The sequence below is a fragment of the Burkholderia sp. Bp9012 genome, assembly GCF_003853825.1.
Lineage (GTDB): Bacteria > Pseudomonadota > Gammaproteobacteria > Burkholderiales > Burkholderiaceae > Burkholderia > Burkholderia diffusa.
Genome location: NZ_QTQA01000002.1, coordinates 110,521 through 126,680 on the forward strand (window position 1 = coordinate 110,521; position 16,160 = coordinate 126,680).

General features: G+C 68.1%; 15 protein-coding genes, 1 tRNA gene and 1 pseudogene. 7 read left to right on the top strand and 10 right to left on the bottom strand.

Annotated elements, in window-relative coordinates; translation table 11 throughout:
* The first annotated feature begins 15 nt into the window (after positions 1 to 15).
* Entirely contained in the window at positions 16 to 525 is a 510-nt protein-coding gene (locus DIE11_RS02715) for a hypothetical protein (protein WP_124621361.1), read from the top strand.
* Here DIE11_RS02715 and DIE11_RS02720 read toward each other — a convergent pair.
* From DIE11_RS02720 to DIE11_RS02730, 3 genes and pseudogenes are all read right to left on the bottom strand, one after another.
* A complete protein-coding gene (locus DIE11_RS02720) occupies positions 519 to 1,958 on the bottom strand; it encodes a DEAD/DEAH box helicase (protein WP_124621363.1) in 1,440 nt (479 codons plus the stop codon). The genes DIE11_RS02715 and DIE11_RS02720 overlap by 7 nt on opposite strands.
* 73 nt (positions 1,959 to 2,031) lie before the next feature.
* Positions 2,032 to 3,324, bottom strand: a pseudogene (locus tag DIE11_RS02725) (c-type cytochrome); the annotation flags it as partial.
* A gap of 19 nt (positions 3,325 to 3,343) precedes the next feature.
* The gene (locus DIE11_RS02730) at positions 3,344 to 4,108 is read right to left on the bottom strand and encodes a c-type cytochrome (RefSeq protein ID WP_059528087.1); all 765 of its coding nucleotides are present in this window, start codon (positions 4,106 to 4,108) and stop codon (positions 3,344 to 3,346) included.
* A 376-nt stretch (positions 4,109 to 4,484) separates the two neighbouring features.
* Here DIE11_RS02730 and DIE11_RS02735 point away from each other — a divergent pair, with 376 nt between their 5' ends.
* Positions 4,485 to 5,417 carry a CopD family protein gene (locus DIE11_RS02735; protein ID WP_059607583.1) on the top strand — a complete coding sequence of 311 codons (933 nt, stop codon included), beginning with the start codon at positions 4,485 to 4,487 and terminating at the stop codon, positions 5,415 to 5,417.
* 138 nt (positions 5,418 to 5,555) lie between these two features.
* Here the strand turns inward: DIE11_RS02735 and dgoD are convergent, their stop codons facing one another.
* Positions 5,556 to 6,704, bottom strand: a complete 1,149-nt coding sequence (dgoD, locus tag DIE11_RS02740) for a galactonate dehydratase (protein ID WP_040144789.1) — start codon at positions 6,702 to 6,704, stop codon at positions 5,556 to 5,558.
* Positions 6,705 to 6,860: 156 nt separating this feature from the next.
* On the opposite strand from dgoD, the gene DIE11_RS02745 reads away from it, so the two are divergent.
* Positions 6,861 to 7,544, top strand: a complete 684-nt coding sequence (locus DIE11_RS02745) for a FadR/GntR family transcriptional regulator (protein ID WP_124621366.1) — start codon at positions 6,861 to 6,863, stop codon at positions 7,542 to 7,544.
* 21 nt (positions 7,545 to 7,565) lie between these two features.
* Here the strand turns inward: DIE11_RS02745 and DIE11_RS02750 are convergent, their stop codons facing one another.
* Complete coding sequence (locus DIE11_RS02750) at positions 7,566 to 7,811, bottom strand: DUF1272 domain-containing protein (protein WP_059528077.1); 246 nt, start codon at positions 7,809 to 7,811, stop codon at positions 7,566 to 7,568.
* A 139-nt stretch (positions 7,812 to 7,950) separates the two neighbouring features.
* The gene (locus tag DIE11_RS02755; protein WP_124621368.1) at positions 7,951 to 11,058 is read right to left on the bottom strand and encodes a biosynthetic peptidoglycan transglycosylase; all 3,108 of its coding nucleotides are present in this window, start codon (positions 11,056 to 11,058) and stop codon (positions 7,951 to 7,953) included.
* Positions 11,059 to 11,454: 396 nt separating this feature from the next.
* Here DIE11_RS02755 and DIE11_RS02760 point away from each other — a divergent pair, with 396 nt between their 5' ends.
* A complete protein-coding gene (locus DIE11_RS02760; RefSeq protein ID WP_059607575.1) occupies positions 11,455 to 11,847 on the top strand; it encodes an MAPEG family protein in 393 nt (130 codons plus the stop codon).
* Between the two features lie 8 nt (positions 11,848 to 11,855).
* On the opposite strand, the gene DIE11_RS02765 is transcribed toward DIE11_RS02760, so the two are convergent.
* Complete coding sequence (locus DIE11_RS02765) at positions 11,856 to 12,038, bottom strand: hypothetical protein (RefSeq protein WP_260437063.1); 183 nt, start codon at positions 12,036 to 12,038, stop codon at positions 11,856 to 11,858.
* A 192-nt stretch (positions 12,039 to 12,230) separates the two neighbouring features.
* Here DIE11_RS02765 and DIE11_RS02770 point away from each other — a divergent pair, with 192 nt between their 5' ends.
* Complete coding sequence (locus DIE11_RS02770; RefSeq protein ID WP_011657840.1) at positions 12,231 to 12,515, top strand: PAAR domain-containing protein; 285 nt, start codon at positions 12,231 to 12,233, stop codon at positions 12,513 to 12,515.
* Between the two features lie 9 nt (positions 12,516 to 12,524).
* Here DIE11_RS02770 and DIE11_RS02775 read toward each other — a convergent pair whose 3' ends face one another.
* Both DIE11_RS02775 and DIE11_RS02780 read right to left on the bottom strand, forming a co-directional pair.
* Positions 12,525 to 12,836, bottom strand: coding sequence for a cupin (locus DIE11_RS02775; RefSeq protein ID WP_124621370.1), 312 nt, complete (start codon positions 12,834 to 12,836; stop codon positions 12,525 to 12,527).
* A 91-nt stretch (positions 12,837 to 12,927) separates the two neighbouring features.
* Complete coding sequence (locus DIE11_RS02780; RefSeq protein WP_124621372.1) at positions 12,928 to 13,611, bottom strand: DJ-1/PfpI family protein; 684 nt, start codon at positions 13,609 to 13,611, stop codon at positions 12,928 to 12,930.
* A gap of 116 nt (positions 13,612 to 13,727) precedes the next feature.
* Between DIE11_RS02780 and DIE11_RS02785 the strand changes: the two genes are divergently transcribed.
* Positions 13,728 to 14,696 carry a GlxA family transcriptional regulator gene (locus tag DIE11_RS02785; protein WP_124621374.1) on the top strand — a complete coding sequence of 323 codons (969 nt, stop codon included), beginning with the start codon at positions 13,728 to 13,730 and terminating at the stop codon, positions 14,694 to 14,696.
* A 260-nt stretch (positions 14,697 to 14,956) separates the two neighbouring features.
* On the top strand, positions 14,957 to 15,928 hold the full coding sequence (locus DIE11_RS02795; protein WP_124621378.1) for a LysR family transcriptional regulator: 972 nt from the start codon (positions 14,957 to 14,959) through the stop codon (positions 15,926 to 15,928).
* Positions 15,929 to 16,037: 109 nt separating this feature from the next.
* On the opposite strand, the gene DIE11_RS02800 is transcribed toward DIE11_RS02795, so the two are convergent.
* Positions 16,038 to 16,114 (bottom strand) — tRNA-Met (locus DIE11_RS02800).
* Between the last annotated feature and the right edge of the window lie 46 nt (positions 16,115 to 16,160).

Below are 16,160 nucleotides of genomic sequence, written 5' to 3' on the forward strand. Positions count from 1 at the left end.
ACCGGGGCCGCCATCATGACCGATACCCATCGCCACGCGCTCGAACAATGGACGTTCGACGCGTGGCCGCCGGCCGTCGTTGCGCTGTTCGACGGCACCGCGCTCGAACGCCATGCCGACTTCGCCGCATCGTTGATCGTCGCGACCGACGATGGCCAGTTGCGCACGACGCTGCTCAGCGTCGGCGAGATTCATGCACGCGACGCACGCACGCTGCTGCTTGCGCTATGGCCGCAATCGCGCGCGGCGCGCGCGCTGGCGCAACGGCGCGCGGCCGCGTTGACGCTCGTCGCGGACGGCGCATTCTTTCAGGCACAACTGAGGATCGAGCCGCTCGAAGGAGACTTCGGCGGACTGGCCGGGTTCGCCGCGACGATCGCGCATGGCGATGCGCAGCGGGTCGGCTATGCGCGTCTCGCGACGGGTATCACGTTCGCGCTGGAAGGGGAGGCGCGCGCCGAGGTGCTCGTGCGCTGGCAGCGCCAGGTCGAGCACCTGCGGCGCGCGGCCGCGCGGCTTCAGTGACCGCGCTGACCGCTGCGCGACGAACGGTTGCGGTTCGCGTGCGCGGCATTGCCGGTCGCCGGACGCGCGCCGTTGCCGCCTGACGGGCGACCGCCGGCGCCGGCGTTGCCGCTCGCGCTGCCGGCCGTGCGCGGCTTGGCCGCCTTCGCGGCCTTCGGCTGCGCATTGCCTTCGCGCTTCGCGGCCGGCTGGCCGGAGCCGCCTGCACGCGGCTGGCGATTGCCGCCACCACCACCGCCGCGCGGCTGCTGCTGTCCGCGGCGTTGCTGGATCGGCTCCGGCTTCACGTTCGGATCGGGTTCGAAGCCCGCGATCACCTCCTGCGGAATCTCGCGCTTGATCAGCCGCTCGATGTCGCGCAGCAGCTGCTTCTCGTCGACGCATACGAGCGACACGGCTTCGCCCGTCGCGCCCGCGCGGCCCGTGCGGCCGATCCGGTGCACGTAATCTTCCGGCACGTTCGGCAGGTCGAAGTTGACGACGTGCGGCAGCTGGTCGATGTCGATCCCGCGTGCGGCGATGTCGGTCGCGACCAGCACCTGCAGCGTGCTGTTCTTGAATTCCGCAAGCGCGCGCGTGCGGGCCGACTGGCTCTTGTTGCCGTGGATCGCCATCGCGCTGATGCCGTCCTTCGTCAGCTGTTCCGCGAGCCGGTTCGCACCATGCTTGGTGCGCGTGAACACGAGCACCTGGAACCAGTTGTGTTCGCGGATCAGGTGCGTGAGCAACTCGCGCTTGCGATCGCGGTCGACCGGGTGGATCTTCTGCGCGATGCTTTCGGCGGTGGTATTGCGGCGCGCGACCTCGATCAGTGCCGGCGAATCGAGCAGGCTGTCGGCGAGCGACTTGATCTCGTCGGAGAAGGTGGCCGAGAACAGCAGGTTCTGGCGTTGCGGCGGCAGCTTCGCGAGCACGCGCTTGATGTCGTGGATGAAGCCCATGTCGAGCATCCGGTCGGCTTCGTCGAGCACGAGGATGTCGAGATCCGACAGGTCGATCGTCTTCTGCTGCATGTGGTCGAGCAGACGGCCCGGCGTCGCGACGACGATGTCGACGCCGCGCTTGAGCGCATCGATCTGAGGATTGATGCTGACGCCGCCGAACATCACGGTCGAGCGCAGCTTCAGGTACTTGCTGTACGCGCGCACGCTTTCCTCGACCTGGGCGGCGAGTTCGCGCGTCGGCGTGAGGATCAGCGCACGCACCGCGCGCTTCGCGCCGCGATGCTCGGCGTAGAACGTGTGCAGGCGCTGCAGGATCGGCAGCGTGAAACCGGCGGTCTTGCCTGTGCCGGTCTGTGCGCCGGCGAGCAGGTCGCCGCCGCCGAGGACGGCCGGGATCGCCTGCTGCTGGATGGGAGTCGGCGACGTGTAGCCGAGCTCGTTGACTGCCCTGACGAGCGGTTCGGCCAGGCCGAGAGATTCGAAAGACATAGATACCACTCTTGAGTTTTATGATCGGCGACGCCTCGCGCGGCCCGCGCGGGGACTGGCGTCGCAAAAAGCAAAGGGGCGCGGAACGCAGGTCACTCACCTGTTGCGGCGAGATCGGCGTACCGTTGTTGCCCCAGGACATCCGGATATACGTTACAACGGCTGCGACTTCCTGGTTCGACAGCGACTGCGCGAACGGCGGCATCCCGTAGGGGCGCGGATTCTTGAACGTGCTCGGCGGATAGCCGCCATTCAGCACCATGCGGATCGGGTTGACTGCCGATTCCATCACGATCGAATGGTTGCCCGCGAGCGGCGGATACGCCGGCGGCTTGCCCGCGCCGGTTTCGGCGTGGCAGGTCGCGCAGTTGTCCGCGTAGATCTTCTTGCCCTGGTCGAACAGCGCGTTGCCGAATTGCTTCGACGGCTCGTACTGCATGTTCTTCGGCGCTTCAGCCTTCTGCGGGATCGACTTCAGGTACGTCGACATCGCGCGCGTATCTTCGTCGCTCATGTACTGCAGGCTGTTGTGAACGACGTCGGCCATCGGGCCGAACACCGCACCCTTGTTCGACACGCCGGCCTGCAGCAGGTCCGACAGCTCCTGCACGTGCCAGTCGCCGAGGCCGAGTTCCTTGTCGTTCGTCAGTGACGGCGCATACCAGTTCTGCAGCGGGATCAGGCCGCCCGCGAAGGCCGCCGAGCTCACCGGGCCGCCCATCATGTTGATCGACGTGTGGCACATCGAGCAGTGGCCGAGGCCTTCGACGAGGTACGCGCCGCGGTTCCATTCGACCGACTTGGTCGGATCCGGCTTGTATTCGCCTTCCTTGAAGAACAGCGTGCGCCAGCCGATCAGCAGGTTGCGGTTGTTGAACGGGAACTTCAGTTCATGCGGACGGCTCGGCACCGAGACCGGCGGGACCGAGCGCAGGTACGCGTAGATCGCGTCCGAGTCGGCGCGCGTGACCTTCGTGTAGCTCGCGAACGGGAAGCCCGGGTAGAGCAGGCTGCCGTCCTTCGAACGGCCGGTGTGCATCGCGCGGTAGAAGTCGTCCGACGTCCACTTGCCGATACCGTCCTTGTCGTCCGGCGTGATGTTCGGCGTGTACATCGTGCCGAACGGCGTCGCCATCGGCAGGCCGCCCGCGAACGACTTGCCGCCGCGCACGGTGTGGCACGCGATACAGTCGCCGACGCGCGCGAGGTATTCGCCCTTCTTGATCAGCGCGGCCTGGTCGGCCGGCGTGGCCGCGACGGCAGCGTTGCCGTGCAGCGTGTCGTTGCCCGGCCACAGGACCGGCACGAGGGCGGCAGCCGCGACGATCGCGACGGCCGAGAGTGCAAACAGGGACTTGCGTTTCATTGTGTCTGTCTCCCTTGCCTTATTGCGGTTCGCTGCCGCAGGCGAGCGGAGTCTTCATCGAACGCGCCGGGGCCGGCACGGGGTTGGCGGGCGCCGGTTGCGCGGCGAGCCATGCGGTCACGGCCGTCACGTCTTCGTCCGACAGCTTCGACGCGATTTCGTGCATGCAATCCGGTGCCTTCGCGTGGCGGTTGCCCGAGCGCCATGCGCCGAGCTGTGCGCTCAGGTAATCGGCGTGCAGGCCGACGAGGCCCGGGATCGCCGGCTGCATGCCGGTCAGGCCCGCGCCGTGGCAGGCCACGCAGGCCGGCAGCTTGCGCGACGGATCGCCTTGCGTGACGAGCTGTTTGCCGCGCGCGAGCGTGGCAGCCGGCAGCGTCGGCTTGGCCGGCGTCGGGTACGGCGGGCGCTCGGCCGAGAAGTGCTCGGCGATCTCTTTCAGGTAATCGTCGTTCAGGTACGTCAGCAGATAGTTCATCGGCGGGTACTTGCGCCGGCCATCACGGAAGTTGACGAGCTGGTTGTACAGGTACTCCGCCGGCTTGCCGGCAAGCCGCGGGAAATAGTCGTTGTCCGTACCCTGGCCGTGAACGCCGTGGCATGCGGTACAGCCGCGCACACGCTCGGCCATGGTATCGGGTGCCTTGAGCGGCGCCTGCTGGGCGTGCGCTTGCTCCGTGGGCTTGGTCTGCGCTTGGGCAGCGCTCGTAAGGCCCGCGCCACCGATCAGGAGAACGGCAAGCAACGGACGGAAGAGGCGTCTTGAAGACACACGAGACTCCATGTTTATTCGTCGGGGACCTGTCCGGGCTACGATCGGCTCGGCGCATGGACGGCAGGACAGCCGGGCTGCTGCGACGCGGCATTCTATCATCGATGGGTAATGACGGCTATTTGGCAAAAGGACATCGGTTCCTGCCTGATTGCGACTTGCGACAATTTGACGCGCTTTGTGCGCGGGTTGTGTGAACCGGCGTGCGCTTTGACCATCGAAGACCTACACTCGCGGGTCGCGCGGCGCCGCCTTCGCCGCAGACCCAGTCATTTCTCCCGTTTCCGGATTCATCGATGACGTTCCCTACCATGCCGTTGCCGTCTTCCCGCTGTCATTCCATTTGCCGCCGCACCGCAGGCCGGCCGTTCCCGGGAGGGCGCGCGCGATGAGGATCGACAGCTTGTGGATCGGGCAGGTCGCGTTGGCGGCATTGATGGACGCGACGTTCGCGATGGCCGTCGGCTCGGCGCTGCTCAAGGCGTGGCTCGGCAAGGACGGCGCGCGGCCGGTCGTCGCGCCGTCGCATCCCGCGTGGCTGCGCGCGCAACATTCGCTGGTCGCGGCGGCGCTGGCGCTCGTGCTCGCCGATCTCGGCTGGCTGGTGTACGAAGCCGCGTCGATGAGCGGCGCGGGGCTCGGCGGCGCGTTCGCCGCGATTCCCGTCATGCTCGCGCAGACGCACACGGGCTTCGCATGGAGCGTCGCGTTCGCCGGCGCCGTCGTGCTCGCGATCGTCGCGCTGGCGAAGCCGGAGGGCCCGGTCGCGCACGCGGTGCTGTGGTTCGCGGTGATCGTGGTCGCGGCCGGCAAGGCGTCGCTCGGCCATGCGGCCGATACCGGCCCGCTGTCCGCGGCGGTCGGCGTGCAGACGCTGCACCTGCTCGCCACCGCGGTGTGGGGCGGCCTCGTGCTCGCGGGCGGGCTCGCGGTGCTGCCGGTGCTCGGCTCGTCGGTCGCGCGCGGCGCGCTGATCCGGATCGGCCAGCAACTGTCGCGCACGTCGGCGATCGCGGTCGTGTTCGTGCTCGGCACGGGCGTGCTCAACGCGCTGCGCGGGCTCGGCGGCTCGCTCGCGCCGCTCGACGGCAGCACGTGGGGGCGCGTGCTGTTGCTCAAGCTGCTGCTCGTCGCGCTCGCGCTCGTGCTCGGCGGGTTGAACCGCTTCTCCGCGCTGCCGCGCCTGCGCCGTACCGCGTCGACCGAAGACGCGCACACGTTCCGCAACATCCTGCACCTCGAGGCGCTGACGATGGTCGGCGTATTCGTCGCGGCCGCCGTGCTGTCGTTCAGCGTACCGGGGTTCGCGGCGCTCGGCTGACGGCCGGGGCGGCGCGGTGCCGGGCCGGATGCCCGCGCGTCGCGTGCGTCAGATGCACAAACGGCCGCCTGTCGGGCGGCCGTCTCGAAGCCGTGCGCGGCATGCGCGCCGCGCAACGCACCTCATCTCACGCCCTCATCACCACTCGGCGACGCTGCCGTCCGCGTGACGCCACACCGGGTTGCGCCAGCGATGTCCCGTCTTCGCCATCTCGCGCACTTTCTCCTCATTGACGTCGATGCCGAGCCCCGGGCCCTGCGGGATCGCGACGAAGCCGTCTTCGTAGCGGAATACCTCGGGGTTGCGCAGGTAGTCGAGCAGGTCGTTGCCCTGGTTGTAGTGGATGCCGAGGCTCTGTTCCTGGATGAACGCGTTGTAGCTGACTGCATCGAGCTGCAGGCACGCGGCCAGCGCGATCGGGCCGAGCGGGCAGTGCAGCGCGAGCGCGACGTCGTAGCTTTCCGCGAGCGTCGCGATCTTGCGGCACTCGGTGATGCCACCCGCGTGCGACGCATCGGGCTGGATGATGTCGACGTAGCCGCCCGCGAGGATGTGCTTGAAATCCCAGCGCGAGTAGAGCCGCTCGCCGAGCGCGATCGGCGTGTTGGTCTGGTTGACGATGTCGCGCAGCGCCTCGGCGTTTTCCGACAGCACCGGCTCCTCGATGAACATCAGCTTGTACGGATCGAGCTCCTTCGCGAGCACCTTCGCCATCGGCTTGTGCACGCGGCCGTGGAAGTCGACGCCGATCCCGACGTGCGGGCCGACCGCGTCGCGCACCGCCGCGACGTTCGCGATCACCTGCTCGACCTTGTCGTACGTGTCGACAATCTGCAACTCCTCGGAGCCGTTCATCTTCACGGCCTTGAAGCCGCGCTCGACCACCGCGCGCGCGTTGTTCGCGACGTCGCTCGGTCGGTCGCCGCCGATCCACGAATACACCTTGATGCGGTCGCGCACCTGGCCGCCGAGCAGCGCGTGCACGGGCACGCCGTGATGCTTGCCCTTGATGTCCCACAACGCCTGGTCGACACCCGCGATCGCGCTCATCGTGATCGGGCCGCCGCGGTAGAAGCCGGCGCGGTACATCACCTGCCAGTGATCCTCGATCAGCAGCGGATCCTTGCCGACCAGATAGTCGGCGAGTTCGTGCACGGCGGCTTCGACCGTGTGCGCGCGGCCCTCGACGACCGGTTCGCCCCAGCCGACAATCCCTTCGTCGGTTTCGATCTTGAGGAACAGCCAGCGCGGCGGGACGACGAAGGTTTCGAGGCGGGTGATTTTCATGTCGCGAGTCTCCAGGGTTGACCGGCGCGGACGTGCAGATGCGGCGCCGGTCGAATGCGTGACGGTTATCCTAGCGTAGCCCGATAAAAAATAGTATTAATAGCACTATTGTGCAGATAGTGGGCAGCCGCCCGCGCACCCGGCCACCGGAGAACGATCATTCAACGCGACCTGCATGGACAGACGGCCTTCCGGCTGGCGACGGCGATCCTGCGCGGCGACTATCCGCCCGAGTCGCTGCTGCCGCGGGAGCCGGACCTGATGGAGATGTTCGGTGTGAGCCGCACGGTGATGCGCGAGGCGCTGCGCACGCTGACGTCGAAGGGGCTGGTCGAATCGCGGCCGAAGGTCGGCACGCGCGTGCGGCCGCGCCGCGCATGGAACCTGCTCGACGCCGACCTGCTCGACTGGTACGCGCGCGTCGCGCCGCCGCTCGCGTTCGCGCTGAAGCTGCAGGAGATGCGCGAGATGATCGAGCCGCATGCGGCCGCGCTGGCCGCGCGCGCGCACGGGCCGGGCGCCTTTGACGCGATCGAGGACGCGGTGCGCGCGATGGCCGCCGCCCGCAACATAGACGAATGGGTGCGCGCGGACCTGCGCTTTCACCTGAGCGTGCTGGAGGCCGGCGGCAACGAGCTGCTGGTGCCGCTCGGCGCACTGATCGATCGGACGCTCGAGGCACAGCTGCATCTGAACGCGCGCCGGGCGCATGTGTTCAACGCGTCGCTCACGGAGCACGTGGCCGTCAGCGATGCGATTCGCGTGCGCGACGAGGACGGCGCGCGCCGCGCGATGGCGTCGCTGCTCGCGGTGACGCGCGCGCGGATCGAGATGTCTTGACGGGGAGGGCGGTGCGGGCCTTCAGTGGTTCGCGCAGCCGCCAGGTTTCAGCACGCGTTGCGTCGACGCCGGATATTTCGCGAGCAGGCTCGCCGGGCGGCGCGGCCGCACCACCAGATCGCCGCCGCAGTTCGGGCAGCGGCCCTTCAGCACGTCGTCCGCGCAGGTCGCGCAGAACGTGCATTCGAAGGTGCAAATGCGTGCGTCCGGCGAATCGGGCGGCAGGTCCTTGTCGCAGCATTCGCAGCCGGGGCGCAGTTCGAGCATGGCGGTTTTCCTCGTGGTCGGCGTGAGTGGGGCGGGCGCTGTCGCACAATGCGCGCGACGCGGTGCGCGCTACTGTACGCGCTTGAATCGGCCGCGCCAATGGTGTCCGGCCGAGACATCGCCGACGCGCGCGCCGCCGTCAGGACGGCTCGACCGGCGCGGCCTGCGGCGCCGGCGTTTCCGCCTGCGGCGCCGGGCCCGTCGTGCGCGTGCCGGCCGTGACGGGACGCTCGATCAGCGGCGCGAGCGCCGGCGCCATCGACTTCAGCAACTGCACGGCCATCGCGCTCGTGAAGTCGTAGCGTGCAGCGTACGGCTCGTGCGCGGTCGCCGTCAGCACACCGAAGAAGCGGTCGCCGAGCACGAACACGAACGTGCCGCTGCGATTGACCTTGCGCGACTCGATCAGCCGCGCGCCGCGCGCGTAGACATTGAAGCGCTGGTCGCCCGTCCCGGTCTTGCCGTACACCTGGAGCGTCTTGCCGTCGGGCAGCGTGAAGCCGCCCGCGAGACGCCGCGCGGTGCCGTTGAGCACGACGTCGCGCAGCAGCGTGCGCGCCACGTTGACGATCTCCGGTGACAGCATCGGCTGCGGCTGCGCGACCGCGCGCACGAAGCGCGTTTCGTACGGCGTGCCCTTCGCGAAGTCGAGGCGCGTGATCGTCTCGGTCGGCGCTTTCTGGCCGCCGTTCGCGATCAGGCCGATCAGTTTCGCGAGCGCGTCCGGCTGGTCGCCCGATGCGCCGATCGCGGCCGCGTATGACGGCGTGACTTCCGCGAACGGGTAGCCGAGCGCACGCCACGCTTTCGTGATCTCCCCGTACGCGCGCAGCTCGACCATGTGGCGAATGCGCCGGTCCTGGGTCGCGTGGTAGCGCGTCTTGTACAGCCACGAGTACGTGTAGAAGCGCGCATCGCGGCTTTCGCGCTGAACTTCGCCGAGCGGCGCGTTCGGGTGCGCGCGCAGATAGTTGAGCGTCCACAGCGCGAGCGGGTGGACGCTCGCGATATAGCCGCGATCGTTGAGGTTGAACCGCTCGATCGCGTACTTCGCGTAGAGCGCGGCGAGATCGTCGTCCGAAAGCGTCGCGGCCGGCGTGCCCTTCAGATGCGCGCGCATCTGCGCGCTGAACCACGCGAGCGATTCGTTCGGCGCGACGCTGCGCAGCACCGTCGCGATCTTCGGCGGCGACTTGCGCACGTCCTGCAGCATCAGCGCGAGCGCGTCGTCGGGCGCCTTGCCCGCATAGCGCGTGTAGTAGCGCTTCACGTAGACCTTGCTTTCGCCGTCGACGAACTGCTCGAGGTAATGCTTGCGCTGCTCCGGATCGCCGAGCCACGACGACGACGGGCCGGCTGCCTGCAGCATCTCGTAATGGACGATGTCGCGCATCAGCCGCACGAACACGAGGTTGACCGAGTGCTCGAACGCCGCATGCAGCGTCAGGATGCGGCCGTTGTCCGACTTCTCGAAGTTCGAGAACACCTGCGCGCCGCCTCCCGTGTAGAACACGTCGGGGCTCGCCGAGTACTTGCGTTCGACCGCCGCGTCGAGCATCGCCTGCAGCGAGCGATCGCGCGTATGCGACAGGTAATCGAGCGCCCAGCGCGACAGCCCGTCGATCGGGTCGGGCTTCACCTTCGCGAGTTGCGCGTTCGACAGGTCGCCGTAGCGCGCATGCAGGTCGGAGACGATCTGCAGGTAGGTGATCAGCGTGCGCAGCTTCGCGGTCGAGCCGAGGTTGATGCGGCCGCCGCGGTTCACGTCGAACGGCTGGTTCACGCTGTCGGTCTGCACGCGCAGCATGTTCGCGCCGTTGCGGTGCTCGTACAGCGTGAAGCTGTACGTGAGGTGCGACGGGTCGTCCTTCGGGGCGAGCATCTCGAAGCCGTACAGGCCGGCGGCCTGCGCGCCGTCGCGGGTCGACGCCTGCGCGAGCCGTTCGGCGACCGCCTGCTGCACGCCGTTGTCGAGCGTGCTGGTTGCTTCGAGGTCGAGCTGGTCGAGCTGGTACAGGTCGCTGATCCCCAGTGCCGACAGCAGCGACGCGCGCGCGGACGATATGGCCTTGCGCGACACGAACGACTGCACGTGCGCGGCGGCCGGCGGCGCGCTGCGCTCGATCTGCGCGGCGAGCGCCGCATCGCGCAGCGCGGGCGAGATCACGCCGCCGTTCGACAGGAGCCGCAGATAGCTGTCGGTCAGCTTCTGCAGCGCCGGATAGCCGCGATTCAGGAAGTACGATGGCGCGCGCTGCGCGATGATCAGCGACAGCACCTCGCGGAACGTCTTGCCCTGTTCGTCGACGTTGTCGCCGCTCGTCGGCGCGGACAGAATCCGGTTCACGTCGTTGAAGTCGCGGCCGTACCACGCGGCGAGACCGTCGCCGATGCCGGTGATTTCACCGACGTGCGGCCGCGCGGCGAGCGGCACCGAGTTCAGGTAGCGCACCAGGATCGCGCGCCGCGCGAGCATCGTCTGCGGACCGTTCAGGTACGCGAGGACCGACGCGGACGCGATCTGTCGCAGCTTCTCCGGCGGCGTCGCGGTGCGGCCGTCGGGCGAATGGCGGAACTTCTCGATCTGCGTCGCGAGCGTGCTGCCGCCCGGACGCGCCTGGTGATGGTTGACGACGTGCATCGCCTGGTCGGCGAGCGCGCGGCTGAAGCGTCCCCAGTCGATCGCCGGGTTGCGGTTCGGCTGGTTCGCGTCGAGCAGGTAGCGATCCTCGATGAACAGCAACGAATCCGCGATCACGCGCGGCACCGTGTCGAAGTCGGCGTAGACGCGCTGCGGGAACACGGTCGCGAACAGCGGCGCGCCGGTCGAATCGAACAGCATCAGCCCGGCCTGGTCTTTCTCTTCGTAAGGCAGGAACAGGCCGTGATCGGCGAGCGACAGCATGCGTTGCGAATCGCGCGCCTGCTTGCCGACGACGAAGCCGCGCGCGAGCAGATGCTGCTGGAACGCGGGAATCATCGAGTAGCCGAGGCGCTGGTCGTACGGCCCGTTGGCGGGGAAGCGGATGTGGTCGCTTGCGCCGGCCTCGAGGGTGTAGCCGACGTCTCGGGTGAGCTCGGACAGATAGTGCGCCTGCAGGCGCGACGTCTCGATCTCGGTCATCACGAGTCGCGCGATGATCGCGATCGCGATCACCAGCGCGGCCAGCAAGGACCACTTGATCCACGTCCAGACCGAGGCACTCCCGGTCACACGCGGCAGGATGCGATTCAGCGGCCGATTCATGGCGGCGTCTCCCTGAAGGCGCAGGCTCCGGCCGCACCTCATTAAGGATTAGTGTAGTCCTCCGCAGCGGGCTGCCAAGGGCGGTTCAATACCGAGATGCGTCGACGCAACGCACATGCCCGTGACATGCGGCATCGGCGTTGCGGTGCGGTGGCATGTGTCGCCGTGGAGTAACGTTTGCGCGTACCGCTGGCACGCCACGCGCGACGGCGGCAGGCCGCACCGGCCGCTCACGCACCGGGTTTGTGCATTGCCGCCGTATCGATCGCAATTCGGGTCCGATCCTCTCCGTGGCCGGTGCGTGAAGACGGTACGGGTTTCCGCGATAGCCGGGTGCACCGGCTGCAGGTACGATCGGCGGATGTGCGGCGCGTGACCGCTCTCACCGGGGGTGCCATGTCGATCCATCCCGTCGCGCTCGTTTGCACGACGATCCTGGGATTGCTGCTGTTCGGGCTCGGCCTGACCGTGTCCGTTACGCGCTTCCGGCACACCACCGGTTCCGGGTGTGCGTCCGATCCGACCGACGGGTTGCACAAGATCGTGCGCGCGCACGGCAACACGGCCGAATACGCGCCGTTTCTCGCGGTGCTGTTTCTCTATTTCGGCGCACACGACCCGTCGCGCGCGATCGTCTCGTTGATCGTCGCGGCAACCGCGTGCCGCTGTCTGCTCGTGATCGGACTGCTTGCGTGGCCGACGATGGGCAAGCCGAACCCCCTGCGTTTCATCGGCGCGCTCGGCACGTATCTGTGCGGCGCCGCGCTTTGCGTCGCGTTGTTCGTTTGAGCGCGTCGCTATCGCCCTGGCCGCGTCGTGCGATCGTGCCGGCGCACGGCTTCGACGAAGCAGTGAATCCGGTAGTCGCACGCGATCGTGTTCAGCGCATTGCGCCGCGTGCGCACGCCGGCCGACAAGGCCGGGATCGACTCCTTCACGTCGATCGTGACCATCCGCTCGCGCATCCAGTCGATTTCCATGAAGTGCTTCGGCGCGCACGACACGGTGTCGGTGCATAGAGACAGTGCGAACGCCGCGCTGAACGACGTGCATTCGACGATCGGCTGCGCGGTGATATCCTCGCGAAACGCCCGCGACCGACGGGCGGATACCGACTGCCCGCGCGCGGCCCGACGCCGCGCTGCGCGGCGTTTCCGAGGGAGAGCCGAAGCATGAGCCGCAAATTCATCCTGAAGGGCGACACGACCGACCATGGCGGTGTCGTGCTCGACGGAATCGCCAATTCGTCGTTCGACGGCCGCGAACTCGCCTATCTCGGCGCGCCGGTGTTCTGCGCCGCGTGCAAGACCCAGGGCGTGATCGTGTCCGACGGCGGCGAGCGGACGATGACCGTGATGGGCAAGGTCGTCGCGCTCGAACACGACCTGTGCCAGTGCCTGTGCACGCCGCAGCCGAAGCTGATCCCGTCGCAGGGGACGGGCACCATCTCGGGCTGAGGCCCGTCGTCAGTCGCTGCCCTCGGTCTCGATCACGAGGATGCGCGCTTCGCCGAGCGGGTGTGCGACGTGTTCGGTGCCGATCGTCGCGTGAAATACGTCTCCCGTTTCGAGCACCGTCGCGTGCTCGATGCCTGCTGCGCGGTAACGCATCTCGACGCGGCCGTCGAGCACCGCGAAAACTTCCTCGCCGTCGTTCACATGCCAATGGTATGGCCGATCGGTCCAGTGCAGGCGGACCGTGATGCCGTTCAGGTTCGCGACGTCCAGCGCGCCCCACGGGCATTGCGCGGTGAATGTGGTGCTGCGGATGATGTTCATCGGTAGGTCCGGTCCGTCGATGCGCTACGGAGGTCGGGCAGGCTGCGTGGCCGTGCGGCTCGCCCACCCTTCGGTTTTCGTGTGCCCGTCTTCAGCGCGACATCGCGCGCAACGCCGCGTCGATCGTCTGCCTGCGCTTCTCCAGCCCTGCCGCCGAGCGCTCGGTCACGCGCTTCAGCACCGACGCCGGCGCGGTATCCGGCGAGCCCGCATCGAACGGCGGCGCGGGCGCGTATTCGAGCGCCAGCTGGATCGACTGCGCCTCTTCGTCGCCGACGAGTTCGGCGGCGATCGTCAACGCGAAGTCGATGCCGGCCGTCACGCCGCCGCCGGTGATCAGGTTGCCGTCGCGCACCACGCGCTCGCGCACGGGCACCGCCCCGAGCGGCGCGAGCAGCGAATGAAATGCCCAGTGCGTCGTCGCGCGGCGGCCGCGCAGCAGGCCGGCCACGCCGAGCAGCAGCGCACCCGTGCAGACCGACGTCACGTAGCGCGCGGCGGCTGCGCGCTGCTGCACGAACGCGATCGTTTCGGCATCGAGCAGCAGGTCGTTGATGCCGATCCCGCCGGGCACGCAGATCACGTCGAGCGGCGGGCAATCGTCGAACGTGCAGGTCGGCGCGAGCGCGAGGCCGCTGCTCGACGCGACGGTGTCGCGCGATTTCCAGACCAGATGGACGGTCACGTCGGGCAACGACGCGAATACGTCGTGCGGGCCGGTGAGATCGAGTTGCTGGACGCCCGGAAACACGAGAAGGCCGATATGCAGGGTCATGCGAACGCTCCGAAGGGAAGGGGATGCGCCACGGCCGGCGCACGATGGACAGATCGATTCTAGGCGCGTAGTGTTTGGCGAAATTGCCATATCGCCCACGTTTTCAGCCAATCGCCATGCCTGCCGCTCCGCGCTCGATCCTCGTCCTCGCGTTTCCCCGTGCGCAGTTGCTCGACGTGTCCGGGCCGCTGCAGGTGTTCGCATCCGTCAACGAACTCGCGCAGGAGCGCGGGCGACCCGCACCGTACGCGCCACGTGTCGTCGCCGCGGAGGCGGGGCCGGTCGAGACGTCCTCCGGCCTCGTGGTGATGGCCGACTCGCTGCGCTCGGCCGGGCGGCCCGATACGCTGATCGTGGCCGGCGGCAAGGGCGTGCACGCCGCTTCGCAGGATGCGCGGATGGTGCGGTGGGTCCGGCAGCAGGCGCAGCGCGCGCGACGCGTGGCGTCGGTCTGCACCGGCGCGTTCCTGCTCGCCGAGGCCGGCCTGCTCGACGGGCGGCGCGCGGTCACGCACTGGGCGCGCTGCGACGAATTCTCGGCGCGCTATCCGAACGTGCGTGTCGAGCCCGATCCGATCTTCATCCGCGAAGGCGCGCTGTGGACGTCGGCCGGCGTGACGGCCGGCATCGATCTCGCGCTCGCGCTGGTCGAGGAGGATCTCGGGCGGGCGGTCGCGCTCGACGCCGCGCGCGAGCTCGTCGTGTTCCTGAAGCGGCCGGGCGGGCAGGCGCAGTTCAGCACGATGTTATCGATGCAGCGTACCGACGACCGCTTCGGTGAACTCCATGCATGGATCGCCGAGCACCTGACGGCCGACCTGTCGGTGCCGGCGCTCGCCGAGCGCGTCAGCATGAGCGAGCGCAGCTTCGTGCGTCACTACCGCGCGGGCACCGGCCGCACGCCCGCGCGCGCGGTCGAGCAGATTCGCGTCGAGGCCGCGCAGCGTCTGCTCGGCGAAACCGCGTGGCCCGTCAAGCGGATCGCCACTCGGTGCGGATTCGGCTCGGAAGAGACGCTGCGGCGCAGTTTCGTGCGCGTGCTCGGCGTGTCGCCGCAGGGCTATCGCGAGCGGTTCGTGCGGTAACGTGCCGGCGAACGGCGAACGGCGAACGGCGAACGGCGAACGGCGAACGGCGAACGGCGAACGGCGAACGGCGAACGGCGAACGCGCCGCGCATGGCGACCGGGGACGGAGCCGCCACGTCTGGAACTGCACGAATCCGTATCACTTTCCAGTCCGAATCGCTGCAACTATTCAGACAAGGCAAACAATAGACGGGGGCTTGTGCCGCGCGGGTTGCGCGCTCTATTCTGTTCCGTTGGCGATTCGAAGGGGGGCGCAGCATGGACCGCATTCAGGCAATGGAAGTTTTCACTCGCGTGGTCGACGCGAACAGCTTCACGCGCGCGGCCGACACGCTCGCGATGCCGCGCGCGTCGGTGACGACCATCATCCAGAATCTCGAAGCGCTGCTCGGTGTGCGTCTGATGCACCGGACGACGCGCCGGCTGTCGCTGACGCCGGAGGGCGCCGCGTATTACGAGCATTGCATGAAGATCATCTCGGAGATCGCGGAAGCCGACGCGAGTTTCCAGACCGGCAACCGCAAGCCGAGCGGCGTGCTGCGCGTCCACATGCCGAGTTCGCTCGGGCGGCGCGTCGTGTTGCCGGCGCTGTCGGTCTTCCGGCAGCGTTATCCGGACATCACGCTCGACCTCGGCTTGTCGGACCGCTACGTGGATCCGGTCGAGGAGGGCATCGACTGCATGATCCGGGTCGGGCCGCTCGAGGATTCGTCGATGGTCGCGCGGCGGATCGGGATGCTCAAGCGCGTGACCTGCGCGTCGCCCGACTATCTGGCGCGTCGCGGCGAGCCTCAGGAGATCGCCGACCTGGCCGACCATCATGCGGTGAATTTCCGCGCGAGCCACGGTGCACGGGCGATTCCGTGGGTGTTCATGATCGAGGGCAAGCCGGTCGAGGTGCGGATGAACGGCAGCGTCACCGTCAACGATTCGGATGCGTACGTGACGTGCGGGCTCGAAGGGTTCGGGATGATCCAGCCGACGCTGTTCATGGTGCTGCCGCACCTGCGCGACGGCTCGCTGGTCGAGGTGCTGCCCGACTGCAATCCGAAGCCCAAGCCGATCTCGATCGTGTATCCGCACAACCGGCATCTGTCGCAGAAGGTGCGCGTGTTCGCGGACTGGATCGCGGAGCTGTTCGAGTCGACGCCGGCGCTGGAGGGCGGGGAGAACTGGCGGGGGAAGGTGCGGGCGGAGGCGATGGAGGAGCGCGGGTCGGTGGTGGCGTAACGAGTGGAACGCGCGCGCCTGACGGACAGGCGACGCGCGAATCCGCGTACACCCGGATGATGCAATGAAAAAAGCCGCTGATCCTTTCGGAACAGCGGCTTTTCGCATTTGGTGGCGAATCAGGGACTCGAACCCCGGACCTGCGGATTATGATTCCGTCGCTCTAACCGACTGAGCTAATTCGCCGAAGACTTGAATTATGTAGATGTACCGCCGGACTGTCAACACCTTT